Genomic DNA, 13812 nt, shown 5'->3' with positions numbered 1-13812 from the left:
TCGATCGCGGGTTCACTGACAGACATCATGGGAAGCGGGGTCTTTCGCGGGTGATTTCGAAGGCCTCCGCGCAGCCCTCGCCCGGCGCGGACACCTCCGGCGACTCCTATCTGCCCCGTCACGGTAACGGCGGTTACCGGGTCCGGCACTACGACCTGGAGCTGGACTACAAGATCGGTCCCAACCGGCTGTCGGCCTCCGCGGCCATCACCGCGGAGGCGACGCAGGCGCTGTCGCGGTTCACGCTCGACTTCGGTGATTTCCGGGTCAACCGCGTGCTGGTCGACGGGAAACCGGCCAAGTACCTGCGGCGCGCGCACAAGCTGCAGGTGAAGCCGTCGAAGTCGCTGGCGCTCGGCAGCGAGTTCGTGGTCGAGGTCCACTACGTCGGCAACCCGCGGCCGCTTCCCGGGCTGTGGGGCGACATCGGCTGGGACGAACTGACCGACGGCTCGCTAGTCGCGAGCCAGCCGGTCGGGGCGCCGTCGTGGTTCCCGTGCAACGACCACCCGGCGGACAAGGCGTCCTACCGTGTCGCGCTGACGACTTCGTCGCCGTATCTCGTGGCCGTCACCGGAAATCTCGTCTCGCGGTACACGCGCGCGAGCACGACCCAGTGGGTCTTCGAACGGCCGGAGCCGACTCCGACGTACCTGATGAGTGTCCAAATCGGACGGTACGACGACATCGTGCTGGTCTCCGGCGGCGTTCCGCAACGGGCCGCCGTGCCGCCGCGCCTGCGCCGGGCCTTCACCCGCGATTTCGGGCGCCAGGGCCGGATCATGGAGTCACTGCAGCGCTTGTTCGGGCCCTACCCGTTCGGCGAGTACGTCATCGTCGTCACCGACGACGACCTCGACGACCCGATCGAAGCGCAGGGCATGTCGATCTTCGGCGCCAACCACGTCGACGGTCGGCGCACACACGAACGGCTCGTCGTGCACGAACTGGCGCACCAATGGTTCGGCAACAGCCTGACCGTCGCCGACTGGCGGCACATCTGGCTGAACGAAGGCTTCGCGACGTACGCGGAATGGCTCTGGTCCGAGGAATCCGGCGGGCAGAGCGCGCACGCGTGGGCGAAGACCTGGCACGCCCGGATGAAGGCGAAACCCGCGGATCTGCGTCTCGCCGACCCCGGGGTGGCGCGGATGTTCGACGAGCGCGTGTACAAACGCGGCGGGCTTCTGTTGCACGCCTTGCGTTGCACGGTCGGTGACGAGGTTTTCTTCCCGCTGGTGAAAGCTTGGGCGACGGAGAACCGGCACGGTTTGGTGACCACCGCCGGTTTCGTGGCGCTGGCCGAACGGTTCGCTGGGCGCTCTCTTGCCGCTTTCTTCGGGGCCTGGCTGGACGCTCCTGCGCTGCCTCCGCTTCCCTGAAGGTTCCTTGATGCGCCCAATGTGGCATTGGGGACACTCAGCGTCCCCAATGCCACATTGGGCGCGTGTCTGAGTTATCCACAGTGGGGCTGATGTGGCGAGTTGTCCACAGGGAGCGAAATCGGTGCTGACGGCGGTAGTCAGCGCCGTCGAGGATCTTGTGTGTGCGATCCGGTGCATGGGCTCGCGATCACGAGGCCCTTTACAAGCTGAGCCGCGACGGGGTGATCACCGTCGCGCGGCTTGTGGCGTTCGGTGTCTCGAAGAGGACTTGCCACCGGCGTTGTCTGGCGGGAGGCCCGTGGCAACGGTTGCTCCCAGGGGTGGTTTTGCTCGGTCCTGGACGGCCGACTCGACGGCAGGTGATCGAAGGCGCTCTTCTCTACGGAGGGCCGGAAGCGATCGTCACCGGGCTACAGGCCTGTCTCCTTCAGGGTTTGCGAGGTCCGAGAGGCGACACTGAGCGAGTCCACCTGCTGGTGCCCGCGTCTCGCCGGATCAGCAGTTCCGGATTCGTGGTCGTGGAGCGGACAACGCGGATGCCGCGGCCGGTCACCGTGAACGGTGTGCACGTGGCACCGCTCGGCAGGGCCGTTCTCGACGCATGTCGCAGGTTCACGGCGCGCGACCCGATCGGGGCGCTGCTGACGGAGGCCGTCCAGCGAGGACGGCTGAATCCCGAAGTCCTCATCCGAGAGTTGGACGCGGGCAGTGACCGAGGTAGTGCGTTGCCTCGCGAGGTATTGCGTGACGTAGTCGCCGGTGCCCGGTCGGTCGCCGAAATCGACGCGATGAACGTATGGCGGCTCTCCGGGCTGCCAGAACCGATCTGGAACCAGCCGCTCAGGGACGGAAGCGGTGAGTACATCGCGACGCCCGACGGCTACTTCAAGGAAGTCGACCTCGCCTGGGAGATCGACTCCTACGACTTCCACTTCGCGAAGGAGGCCTATGCGAAGACTTTGGACAGGAACGCCAGGTATGCCGCAGCAGGGATCGCTGTGCTGCAGCCCCTGCCCAGCCGTCTCCGGACTGAGCCCGAGAAGGTCGCCGAAGAGCTTCGCGCCGCGTACAACGCCGCGGCGGCTCGTCAGTTGAACTCAACCCAGGTTGAGGATGCAGGCTTGGTTCAAGCGAACATCCCCTGGGAGGAACGAAAGTGATTCTCGAGCTCGCTGAAGCGAGAGACCGCCCGCGTGACCTCGTCGGTGGCAAGGCGGCGAACCTCGCGGAGATGATTTCGGCGGGATTCCCCGTGCCGGAGGGTTTCTGCGTCACGACCGCCGCGTACCGGCAGGTGCTGGCCGAAGGCGAAGGGCCGCGATTGCTCAGCGAGCTGGCCACAGCGCCGCCTGACGACGAGTTACGGATCGCGGACCGGTTGCGGGCCCATGTGCTGACCGTGCCGATCCCGGAACGGCTCGAAACCGCGATCGTCGAGGCGTACGAAAGGGTTTCGCGGGACGGGCCGGTCGCGGTGCGGTCTTCGTCGACCGCCGAGGATCTGCCGGACGCCAGTTTCGCGGGCCAGTACGACACTTTTCTCGGCATACAGGGCGCCGGAGAGGTGCTCGCCGCGGTGCGCCGTTGCTGGGCGTCGCTGTGGTCGGACCGGGCGGCGAGATACCGTGCGGCGCACGACACCGATCGCGCTCCCGCCATCGCGGTGATCGTGCAGCGGCTGGTCGACGCCGAATGCGCCGGGGTGCTGTACACGGCGAATCCGGTGTCCGGCAACCGATCCGAAGTCATCGTCGACGCCGCCCCCGGGCTGGGCGAAGCGGTCGTGTCCGGCGCGGTGACTCCGGACCACTACCGCCTGGGCGTCGAGGGCGAAATCATCGAGGGGCCGGGCGACGGCTGCCTGACGCCGTCGCGACTGGGTGCGCTCGCGGCGGTCGGCGGAAGGCTGGAGAAGCATTTCGGCGCGCCGCAGGACGTCGAGTGGGCGTTCGATGGCGAGGGTGAACTGTGGCTGACCCAGTCACGGCACATCACCACCCTGTTCCCAGTACCGGAGAGCGAGGGGGAACTGCGCGCGTACTGGTCGGTCAACGTCTACCAAGGGATCAGCCGTCCCTTCACGCCGATGGGCGCGGCCATGATCCGGGAGCGTCAGCGGGGAATGGCGGGGTACATGACCGCGCTCGGCTTCTCCGACGAGATCACCGATGTGGACGGGTGGCTGTACTGGGACATCACCGACGGCGTGCGGAGTCCGGCGAAGCGGCCGAAGATGGCCGCGTTCGCCGACAGCCTCGCGGCGCCATCGGGTCGGATCGTCGAGCAACTCGGTCGTGCTCGCCGGTTCCCGTCGGTGCCTCCTGGCCACGATGTCCCGCCGAAGAACCCGCGCCGCCGCTGGGAACGGATGGTCCTCGCGTGGCTGTGGCCGGATCAGGCCCGTGCCAAGGTCGTCCGCGACGCCGAACGGCGGATCGCGGACTTCTCGGGGCCGGCCGAGGCGACCGCGGAAGAACGTTTGTCCTTTGTGGAATCGGTCCGGCGTGACGTTTGCCGGATCGAGGCGAATCTCCCTCGCGACGCCAACACCGCCGGTGCGACCGGCGGGCAGCTGGCCGTGCGGCTCCTGCGCGGCCACGTGGACGAGTCCGAGGTGGCCGCCGTCTTCCGGGGGGTCCCGCACAATCCGACCACCGAGATGGATCTGGCGCTGTGGCGCGTGGGGAAGGCGATCCGACGCGACGAGGAGGCCTTCCGGCTCTTGCTGGAGACCGCGCCCGACGAGCTCGCCGTCAAACAGCTCGCCGGGACGCTGCCGGAGGTGATCCAGCAAGGTGTCACCGCGTTCCTGACGGAATACGGCTGCCGCGCCACCTCGGAGATCGACTTCGGCGTCCCCCGCTGGACGGATGATCCCGAGCCGGTTTTCGCGATGCTGTCGAATCTGCTTCGCGCGGAAGGTGAGGAGCAGGACGCGGAAACCCGGTTCGCCCACGCGGCGGCGACGGCCGAAGCGCGGATCGTCGAACTCACCCGTCGTCTCCCAGCGACCAAGCTGCACCGGGCGGTACTCGCGCGCTTTCTGCTCCACAGGTCGAGGCGGCTGCGGGGGTTGCGCGAGTTCCCGAAGTTCTGCCTCATGCGCGGTTTCGCCGCACTCCGGACGCAGCTGCTCCTTGTCGGCGAGGAGATCGTCCGGTCGGAGTGGCTGGAACGGGCAGGCGACGTGATGTTCCTCGACCTCGCCGAAGTCAGGGAAGCCTTGGGCGGCAAGGATTTCCGGGCGACGGTGGCGCGGCGGCGGCAGCTCTGGGAGCGGGAATCCCGCAGGTCGAGGGTGCCGTCGGTCGTGCTTTCCGACGGTACCGTGCCCGCCCTCGAATCCGATCCGGGCGGCGGTCTCACCGGACTGGCCGCGGCGGCCGGGGTGGTGACGGGCCGGGCGCGGGTGATCCACGATCCCGACGGGGCGTGGATCGAGCCGGGCGAGATCCTGGTCGCCGCGACGACGGACCCCGGGTGGACGCCGCTGTTCCTGACGGCGGCCGCGCTGGTGACCGAAACGGGTGGGATGATCTCGCACGGCACCACCGTGGCCAGGGAGCACGGGATCCCGGCCGTGGTCGGCGTTCCCGGTGCGACCGCGGTGATCACCACCGGGCAGGTGATCACTGTCGACGGTTCGGCGGGGACCATCAGGTTCGGCGAGGAGTCACGGTGACGGCGGTGGCTTACGCGCTCACCGGCGCGTTCAACTTCCGCGACGCCGGCGGTGGGCCGGTCCGGCGGGGGAGGCTGTTCCGCAGCGACACCTTGCAGGCGCTGACCTCGACCGACAAGGAGCTCCTGCTCGGGCGGTTCGGTGTCGAAGGAGTCCTCGATCTTCGCTCCAGCGCCGAGACCGTCAGCGAGGGCCGTGCGGAGCTGCCCGGCGCCCACTACGTGAACGTGCCCCTCCAAGCCGTCCAAAGAGGACGATCGACCGCACTGGAGGAGATTTACGCCGACCATCTCCGGCGTGACGACAACCTCATGGTCGCCGTCGAGATCCTGGCGGTCCTGCTGTCCCGGCCCGTCGTGGTGCACTGCGCGTCGGGCAAGGACCGGACCGGGATCGTCACCGCCCTCGCGCTCGGCCTCGCCGGGGCGCCGCGGGAGATGATCGTCCTCGACTACCTGCGCAGCGCGTACAGCCTGCCCAGGGTGATCGCGCGGTTCCGGTCACGCGGGTTGCCGGAGGAACTGTTCCGGTGCACCGAGGGCACGATCAACGCCTTGCTGGGCACCGTCGAAGACGACTTCGGCGGATTCGCGGGCTGGGCGCGGCAACGTGGCGTGTCCGACGCGGCGGTCAGGGCGCTGCGCGCGAATTTACTCAGCGGCAGATGAATTGTCCGATAAGACATCGGATGTATGTACCTCTGCGCGAGTGAAGGGGGTGGCCAAAGCCCGACTATTTCTGGAAACATGCCGGTCGCCAGGACTTGATCTGCGGTAAACGTAGTATGAATCTGGAGGCGCCCCATGGCCGAGCTGTCCAGGCGATCGATGCTGAGGGTCGCGGCGGGGGCAGCCGCGCTCGGTGGCCTTTGGGCTCAGGGGGCTCCGCCGGCGCTCGCCGGGCAGGACGTCCATCGCCGGATCGTCGACGACGCGCGCATGCTCTGGAAGCGGATGCCGAAGAACTGGCAGGAGGGCCCGTTCCTCGCCAACGGCTTCCTCGGCGTGCAGTTCTACGCGGGCGCGCAGCCGAACGTCCTCAAGGTGATGCTCGGCCATTCCCAGGTCCAGGACCAGCGCGGGCAGTGGGAAGCGGGCATCGGGTACTCGCGGCTCCCGATCGGCTGTCTCACCCTCACCTTCGAGGGCGCGATCACGGCGGTGGACTGGCACCTGGACCTGTACAACGCCGAACTCGGCGGCACGATCACCACCACCCAGGGTTCGGTGCGGTTCTCCGCGCTGGTCCACAACGACCAGGACCTCCTCCTCGTCTCGCTCACCGGGGAGGCGTCCGCGGAATGGGGGTTCACGCCGCTCGAATCGGCGACGACCAGGACGATCCGCAAACCGCCCGAGTACACGGCCAATCCCGATCCGAAGCTCGCCGGCGCGGGCGAGGTCCGGTACTGCGAACAGCCGCTCCACGCGGGCGGCGGGTACACGACGGCGTGGCGTGAGCGGAAGATCGGCACGCGACGGCTCCTGGTGGCGACGGTCGCGTACGCGTTCCCCGAGCCGACCCACACCGCCGAGGCGATCAGGAGGGTCGATCGAGCGTCGGCGGTGCACCCGGACGGTCTCGTCACCGGCCATCGGCGCTGGTGGAACGCCTTCTATCGGCGCAGTTTCGTGTCCGTTCCGGACAAACGTGTCCAGCGATTCTACTGGATCCAGCTGTACAAGACCGCCTGCGCCACCCGTGCGGACGGGCCGGTCGTCGCCGAATGGGGGCCGTGGTTCCCGGAGGTCGGCAACAGCTGGACGGCGGTGTGGTGGAACCTCAACGTGCAGGTCACGTATCCGATCGTCAACAGCAGCAACCATCCCGAACTCGACGCCGTCACCGCGACCTTCCGCCACGATCACGCCAACCTCGAACTCTCGGTCCCTCCCGCCTACCGGGACGGCGACACGTACGCCCTTTCGCATCCGGGGGACTGGCGGCTGCGGCCCGGCGGCACCCGCGCGGTCGGGATCCCGGGCCCCACCACCAAGAACGACCAGACCGGCAACCTGATCTGGGGCCTGCACAATGTCTGGCTCGCGTACCGGCACAGCATGGATGTCGGTGTCCTGCGCGACGTGCTGTATCCGACGCTGGCCAAGGCGCTCAACTACTACCGCCACTTCCTCGCCATCGGCCCGGACGGCGCCTTGCACCTTCCGATGACGAGGTCACCCGAGTACGCCGACGCGGCCGACTGCACCTATGACCTGTCGTTGATCCGCTGGGCCGCGCGCACCCTCGTCGAATCGGCGGCCAAGCTGCGGATCGACGACCCGCGGGTGCCGGCGTGGCGGGAGATCGGCGAGAAGCTGGTGCCGTACCACCAGGATCCCGTCCAGGGCGTGCTGATCGGTGATGGTGTCCCGCTGGCCGACTCTCATCGGCACTTCTCGCATCTTCTCTGGCTCTATCCGCTGCGGGAGAAACTCTGGGACCGTCCCGGCGACCGGGACATCATGCGCCGCACCTTCGCGCACTGGTCCAGCGCGCAGGCGAAATGGCACGGCTACAGTTTCGCGGCGGCGTCGTCGATGAGCTCCGTGATGGACGCGCCGGAGGAAGCCCTGCGTTATCTGAAGATCTTCCTCGACGGGACCGTCGTGGCCAACACGCAGCTGACGCCGAACACGATGTACCGCGAGGGCGCGAACCTCGCGATCGAAAGTCCCATCACCGCCGCGCAGTCCATAGTGGACATGCTGCTGCAGGGCGATCACGGTGTGCTCAAGGTCTTCCCGTCGGTCTCGTCGACGTGGCCGGACGCGTCCTTCGAGAGCTTGCGCGCGGAGGGGGCCTTCCTCGTGGACGCTTCCCGCGCGAACGGCGCGACCGAATGGATCCGCGTCCACAGTGAGGCGGGCGAGCCGCTCACGCTGCGGCACGGCATCCCCGGGGACATCGAGGTGCGTGACGGGCGCGGACGGCGGCTTCCTTGGCGGCACGCGGGCCCCGGCACGATCTCGATCCCGCTCGGCCGCGAGGGGACGGCCGTCGTCACGCGACGCGGCACGCGTCCGGCGCTGGAGCCCCGCGACGTACCCGGCGACCGTGGAACTCCGGCATGGGGGGTCTGAAGATGGACATCACTCGCAGGACGGTGCTCGGCGGAGCGCTGGCGGGCGTGGCGGCGGCCGGATTCGCGCCGCCGGTGTCGGCGGTGGAGAACGACTTCGCGCTCGGCGGCCTCGACTGGCCCGGCTTCCTCGGCACGGCCGACCTGATCTGGCGCCGTATGCCGAAGACCTGGTACGAAGGTCCCTTTTTGGGCAACGGTTTCCTCGGCTCGGGCAGCTACGCCGAACCGGACCGCAACGCCGTCCGCTTCACCGTCCAGCACAGCGAGGTGCAGGATCACCGGCCGGAGTTCGGCTCCCTGTTCGGGCTCGCGCGGCTGCCGATCGGGTACTTCACCCTCGAACCGGTCGGCGCCATCACCGGGATCGACTGGCGGATGGACCTTTGGAACGCCGAACTCAGGGGCACGATCACCACTGTCGCGGGCAGTCTCGCGCTGCGCGCGATCGTCCACACCGGACAGTCGCTGCTGGCCGTCGAGATCGAGCCGTCCGAGGGGGAGCGCGGCTTCGAGTGGGTCTTCCACCCGGCCGAGGCGGTGAGCCCCAGAACGGATCCGAAGTTCGGTAAGCCGCCGCCCGCCGGGTATGTCGCCAACCCGCCCGCGAGCCTGGAAAGTAGCGGTGACACCAGGCTTTCCGTGCAGACCCTGCTGTCCGGCGGGGAGCACGTCACGGCGTGGCGCGAGGTCACCCGCGGATCGAAGCGGACGCTGTACGCGTCCGTGGCATGGTCGTTCCCGACGCGGACGGCCGCGCGAGAGGCGTTGAAGACGGTCCGCCGGGCAGAGCCGTTCTCCGCGTTGACGGCCGGACATCGTCGCTGGTGGCACGACTACTATCGGCACGGTTTCCTGTCCGTTCCGGACACCCGGCTCCAGAGCTTCTACTGGATCCAGCTGTACAAGATCGCCTCCGCCGCGCGCCGCGAAGCGCCGGTGATGGCGACCTGCGGACCGTGGCTGGAGCCGACCCCGTGGCCCGCGACCTGGTGGAACCTGAACGTCCAGCTCGAGTACTGGCTCATCCACGGGGCCAATCACCTCGAACTGGACGCCGTGAGCCACGCGCTCGGCAAGTTCCGGGCGAACCTGACGAGCCAGGTCGCCGAGCCCTACCAACACGATTCTGCGGGCATCCCGCGCACGACCGACATGACCCTGCTCAACGGCGCGGTCGGTACGAACGCCGGGTTCCCGGTGGGCATCCCGGGTAAGGAGACGCCGACTCCGGAGGTCGGCAATCTCACCTGGGCGCTGCACAACGTCTGGCTGTCCTATCGGCACACGATGGACCGGCGCCTTTTGCGCGACACGCTGTTCCCGCTGCTGCGCAAGGCGATCAACTACTACCTTCATTTCCTGGCACCGGGGCCGGACGGGAAACTGCATCTGCCGGCGACGTTCTCCCCGGAGTACGGCGTGAACGCGCCGGACTGCAACTACGACCTCGCGCTGATCCGCTGGGGCTGCAAGATCCTGCTGGAGTCGGCGGCGGAACTGCGCGTCGACGACCCGCTCGCGGGACGGTGGCGGGAAGTGCTGGCCACGCTGGTCCCGTATCCGGCCGACGCCAACGGTTACATGATCGGCGCGGGTGTGCCGTTCGCGAAATCGCACCGGCACTACTCGCATCTGCTGCAGATCTACCCGTTGTACGAGATCACCTGGGAGCGGCCGGAGCACCGGCGGATCATCGAGACCTCGCTCGACCACTGGGTGGGCTTCGAAGGCGCGTTGCAGGGCTACACGTTCACCGGCGCCGCGTCGATGTCGGCGCAGATGCTGCGCGGCGACAAGGCGGCGTTCTACCTCGGTGAGCTGCAGCGGCGTTATATCCAGCCGAACTCGATGTACAAGGAATCCGGTCCGGTGATCGAGACGCCACTTTCGGCCGCGCAGTCGCTGCACGACATGCTCGTGCAGAGCTGGGGCGGGGTGATCCGGCTGTTCCCGGCCGTGCCCGCCGCATGGGCGGACGCCGCGTTGCGCGATTTCCGCACGGAGGGCGCGTTCCTGCTCAGTGCCTCCCGGCAGGCCGGGAAGACACGCTGGGTCAAGGTCACGAGCGAGGCGGGGGTGCCGTGCGTGCTGCGGACGGACATGGACGGGGAGCTGACCGTCCGCGACCGGTGGGGGCGGCCGAAACGCTGGCGGCGGCTGCCGAACGGCGACGTCCACCTCGACCTGCGGCGTGGGGAGGAGGCCGTCGTGCATCGCGCGGGCGACCAGCCCGACCTCGAGATCCGGCCCGTCCCGGCGAACGGGAACAGCGCGGCATGGGGGATGCCGTGACGTCGTGAGCGGCGATACGCGAGAGTGTTCCTGTACTTCTTCCGGACGACAGGAGCACAGATGTCCCAGCCACCGCAGCCGGGCGAGCCCGAAGGCCAGGCGCCCGACCCCGGGGCACCGCAGGGGCAGCATCCCCAGCAGTATCAGCAGCCCTATCCGCAGCAGCCGTACCAGCAGCAAGGCTGGTACGGCGCGCCGCAACAGCCGCCGCCGTCGTCGTCGAACAAGACGGCGCTCTGGGTAGGCCTGGGTGCGCTGGGACTCGTCGTGATCGTCGCCGTCGTGGCGATCACCGGCTTCGTGGCGCCGGGGTTCTTCCTGCCGGACGCGAAGGACAAGAGCACGGCCGCGTCGTCGTCCTCGTCGGCTCCGACGTCGAGCTCCGAGGACACGGCGACGCAGAGTCCGGTGAACATCCCTTCGAGCAGGGTTCCGGTGCCGCAGCGCAGCACACCGCTGGCGGATCCGACGGACTGCGCGTTCCCGGCGGATTCCTCCGGTCCCGTGCCGAAGAAGGTGAACCCGCCCGCGGCGGGCCCGACCCCGGCGTCCGGCACGATGGCCGTCACCCTCAAGACGACGGCGGGCGAAGTCGGGCTGACGCTGGACCGCGGGCTCGCGCCGTGCACCGTGGCGAGCTTCCTCTCGCTGGCGCAGCAGGGTTACTTCGACGGCACCTCATGTCACCGGCTCGGTACCACGGGACTGCAGATGCTCCAGTGCGGCGACCCGGAAGGCTCCGGAATGGGCGGGCCGGGATACACCGTTCCGGACGAGGTCTTCTCCGGACTCAGGTACGGGCGGGGCATCCTCGCCATGGCGAAGAAGCAGGCGCCGAACTCGGGCGGCAGCCAGTTCTTCATGGTCTTCGGTGAAGCGGAACTGCCGCCGGAGTACACCGTGTTCGGGAGCATCTCGGACGCCGGACTCCAGACCCTGGACAAGGTCGCGCGCGGCGGGGTGGACGACGAGAAGGGGCCGGGCGACGGGACCGGACCGCCGCGGATCCCGGTGACGTTCCAGTCGATCGCGGTGGGGTGACACGGTTTCCCGCCCCGCTCATCGCGGCCAGTACGCGCATCTTCCTCACACCTCTTGCTTCTGCGTCTGCTTGCGCANTCCAACCGTCCTCACCACTCACGAGGTTTCAGCACCGGCGATGTCACGTGACTGGATGGACGACACGCGTGATCCGGCGGACGACACGCGTGATGGGACGGACGACACGACTCGCGGCCCGCTTCCGCCGCGAGTCGTCCGTCCCATCACGCGTGTCGTCCCTCCCATCACGCGTGTCGTCCATCCAGTCACGCGAAACCGCCACCCGCGCACCCGGCAGGACGACTCGCTTCGTGCACTCAGCGGGATGGCGGGTACCGAACACCGAACCACTGCTCGGCGTCGTACTCCTCGAACCGCTCCACCTCAGTGAAACCGAGCTTCACCGCGACGCGCATCGAGCGTTCGTTGGCAGTCTGTGTGCAGAGCACCACCGGTTCGCCGGGCAGCGCGTCGGCGAACCAGTCGAGCGCCGCCGCGCACGCCTCGGCGGCGTACCCGCGTCCCCACGCCTGCGGCAAGATCAGGTAACCGAGCTCGGTCTCCCCGGCATCCGGACGGATATGCCCCGGACGTTCCGCGTCACGCTGATCGAGCGTGATCATGCCGATCATCGATCCGTCGAGTTCGATGACGAACAGCCCCGGGCGCCGGCCCGGCACGTCTGGTCTCGTGCGCTCGAGCTCGTCACGCGGCCGAGCGCCGCCGATGTAAGTGCCGACCTCCGGCGAGGCGAAGAGCTCGATGAACGCCGCACGGTCCCGGGCCTCGGACCCGCGGAGCACGAGCCGCTCGGTCTTGATCGGGGCAGGCGGCCAAGCGACGTGATCGAGCTTCGTCATGGGCGGCAACCTAGCGCACGCCGTTGCTCCGGTGCCTGGAAGCCGCCGATCTCCTGCTCGAGCAGTTCGGCCAGTCGCAACGGGGTGCGGTCTTCGAACATCGGACCGATGAGCTGCACCCCGACCGGCAGGCCCTCGGGGGACCGGCCCGTGGGTATCGCGGTGGCGGGCAGGCCGGGCATGGTGGCCAGGCCCGCCCAGACGAGCTGATCGAAGTACGGGTACTCGACGCCGTCGATGTCGATACGCCGTTCCATCGGATTGGGGTGGTGGTCGTGCGGGAACGCGGGGGTCGGCGTGATCGGGCACACCACGGCGTCGAACTCGGCGAACAGCCGCCGCCAGCCGTGGCGATGGACCTCCCGACGCTTGTCCGCCTCCATCCAGTCGCTATGGCTGAACAGCATGGCTCGCAGCCGCACGGCCTCAAGGCTCTGGTCGTCCGTGCCGGCCCGCAACTGCTCGGGCGATTCGATGGGAAAACGCGCGACGGAGCCCGAAATCAGCAACTTCATGTAGAGCGTCGCGGCCTCGGCGAGGTCGGGCAGCAGCGGACTGCGCCGTGCGACACGGGCGCCGCCGTCGACGAGCGCGTCGGCCACCCGGTGCACGCCCGCTCGCACGGCGGACCCGGTCGGAATGAGCGGATGGTCGTCGAGGACCAAGACCCGGAAATCGCGGAGCCGCTCGTGGCGGGCGGGCGGCAGAGCCGAACGGTGCGCCACGCCGTGCGTCAACGGGTCCGGCCCGGCCATGACGTCGAGCAGGAGCCTGAGGTCGCGGGAGGTGCGCGCCATCGGACCGACCACGGCGAGGTCGAGGTCGGCCGGAAAAGCAGGCTCGGACGGCGGGACCATGCCGCGGGCGGCCGCCAGCCCGAGCGTCGGCTTGTGCGCGTAGACGCCGCAGAAATGCGCGGGGGTGCGCAGCGAGCCGGCGAGGTCGGAGCCGATGGACAGCGCGCCGAACCCGCACGCCAGTGCTGCCGCCGACCCGCCGGAGGACCCGCCCGGCGTCCGATCGTGGTCCCACGGGTTGACGGTGGTGCCGTAGATCTCGTTGAAGCTCTGGATGTCCTGCAACCCCAGCGGCACATTGGTCTTGCCGAGCACCACCGCGCCCGCGTCCTTGAGCCGCGACACCTGGACCGCGTCCTCGGCGGGCATGTGGTCCCGGTGCGGGGGCATGCCCCAGGTCGTGGGCAGCCCGGCCATGTCGTACGACTCCTTGACCGTCACCGGGACGCCGAGCAGCGGCCGGTCCTCACCCTGCGCCCGTGCCCGGTCGGCATGGTGCGCGGCGGCCCGCGCGCGGTCGAAGTCCGGCACGCAGATCGCGTTGATCACCTCGTCGTCGCGCTCGATCCGGGCGATCGCCTCGCCGGTCAGTTCCGCCGATGTCACCGCACCGGCGCGCAACGCGGCAATCATTTCTTCGGCCGTCTGAAAGGTCGATTCCATGAATTCG

At 68.7% G+C, this 13812-nt stretch carries 9 protein-coding genes; 7 read left to right on the top strand and 2 right to left on the bottom strand.

The genetic code is table 11. From position 1 onward, the window contains the following. Positions 1–50: 50 nt before the first annotated feature. The 7 genes from LCL61_RS04780 to LCL61_RS04750 all read left to right on the top strand — a co-directional run bounded on the left by LCL61_RS04780 (position 51) and on the right by LCL61_RS04750 (position 11485). Positions 51–1382: a M1 family metallopeptidase gene (locus LCL61_RS04780; RefSeq protein ID WP_340685712.1), complete on the top strand. Its 1332-nt coding sequence runs from the start codon at positions 51–53 to the stop codon at positions 1380–1382. A 572-nt stretch (positions 1383–1954) separates the two neighbouring features. Beyond that, on the top strand, positions 1955–2545 hold the full coding sequence (locus LCL61_RS04775) for a hypothetical protein (protein WP_340685711.1): 591 nt from the start codon (positions 1955–1957) through the stop codon (positions 2543–2545). After that, a complete protein-coding gene (locus LCL61_RS04770) occupies positions 2542–5067 on the top strand; it encodes a PEP/pyruvate-binding domain-containing protein (protein WP_340685710.1) in 2526 nt (841 codons plus the stop codon). Before LCL61_RS04775 ends, LCL61_RS04770 begins: the two co-directional genes overlap by 4 nt. Beyond that, positions 5064–5735 (top strand): tyrosine-protein phosphatase, encoded by a 672-nt coding sequence (locus LCL61_RS04765; protein ID WP_340685709.1) that lies wholly within the window; start codon positions 5064–5066, stop codon positions 5733–5735. The genes LCL61_RS04770 and LCL61_RS04765 overlap by 4 nt, the downstream gene beginning before the upstream one ends. A 135-nt stretch (positions 5736–5870) precedes the next feature. Next, the gene (locus LCL61_RS04760) at positions 5871–8150 is read left to right on the top strand and encodes a glycosyl hydrolase family 95 catalytic domain-containing protein (RefSeq protein WP_340685708.1); all 2280 of its coding nucleotides are present in this window, start codon (positions 5871–5873) and stop codon (positions 8148–8150) included. Positions 8151–8152: 2 nt separating this feature from the next. Then, positions 8153–10444: a glycosyl hydrolase family 95 catalytic domain-containing protein gene (locus LCL61_RS04755; protein WP_340688488.1), complete on the top strand. Its 2292-nt coding sequence runs from the start codon at positions 8153–8155 to the stop codon at positions 10442–10444. Positions 10445–10504: 60 nt separating this feature from the next. After that, positions 10505–11485: a peptidylprolyl isomerase gene (locus tag LCL61_RS04750; protein ID WP_340685707.1), complete on the top strand. Its 981-nt coding sequence runs from the start codon at positions 10505–10507 to the stop codon at positions 11483–11485. A 317-nt stretch (positions 11486–11802) separates the two neighbouring features. Here the strand turns inward: LCL61_RS04750 and LCL61_RS04745 are convergent, their stop codons facing one another. Together LCL61_RS04745 and LCL61_RS04740 are read right to left on the bottom strand one after the other, a co-directional pair. Continuing rightward, a complete protein-coding gene (locus LCL61_RS04745) occupies positions 11803–12345 on the bottom strand; it encodes a GNAT family N-acetyltransferase (protein ID WP_340685706.1) in 543 nt (180 codons plus the stop codon). After that, the gene (locus LCL61_RS04740; RefSeq protein ID WP_340685705.1) at positions 12342–13805 is read right to left on the bottom strand and encodes an amidase; all 1464 of its coding nucleotides are present in this window, start codon (positions 13803–13805) and stop codon (positions 12342–12344) included. The genes LCL61_RS04745 and LCL61_RS04740 overlap by 4 nt, the downstream gene beginning before the upstream one ends. Positions 13806–13812: the final 7 nt, after the last annotated feature.

The sequence above is a fragment of the Amycolatopsis coloradensis genome (assembly GCF_037997115.1).
GTDB lineage: Bacteria > Actinomycetota > Actinomycetes > Mycobacteriales > Pseudonocardiaceae > Amycolatopsis > Amycolatopsis coloradensis_A.
The sequence above is the reverse complement of the archived record's forward strand: the minus strand, read 5'-3'. Positions and strand labels throughout refer to the sequence as shown.

Bases quoted from the DNA above. Each gene is read 5' to 3' on its own strand.
- LCL61_RS04750 (WP_340685707.1), top strand. From the start codon at position 10,505: ATGTCCCAGCCACCGCAGCCGGGCGAGCCCGAAGGCCAGGCGCCCGAC.
- LCL61_RS04745 (WP_340685706.1), bottom strand. From the start codon at position 12,345: ATGACGAAGCTCGATCACGTCGCTTGGCCGCCTGCCCCGATCAAGACC.
- LCL61_RS04755 (WP_340688488.1), top strand. From the start codon at position 8,153: ATGGACATCACTCGCAGGACGGTGCTCGGCGGAGCGCTGGCGGGCGTG.
- LCL61_RS04740 (WP_340685705.1), bottom strand. From the start codon at position 13,805: ATGGAATCGACCTTTCAGACGGCCGAAGAAATGATTGCCGCGTTGCGC.
- LCL61_RS04760 (WP_340685708.1), top strand. From the start codon at position 5,871: ATGGCCGAGCTGTCCAGGCGATCGATGCTGAGGGTCGCGGCGGGGGCA.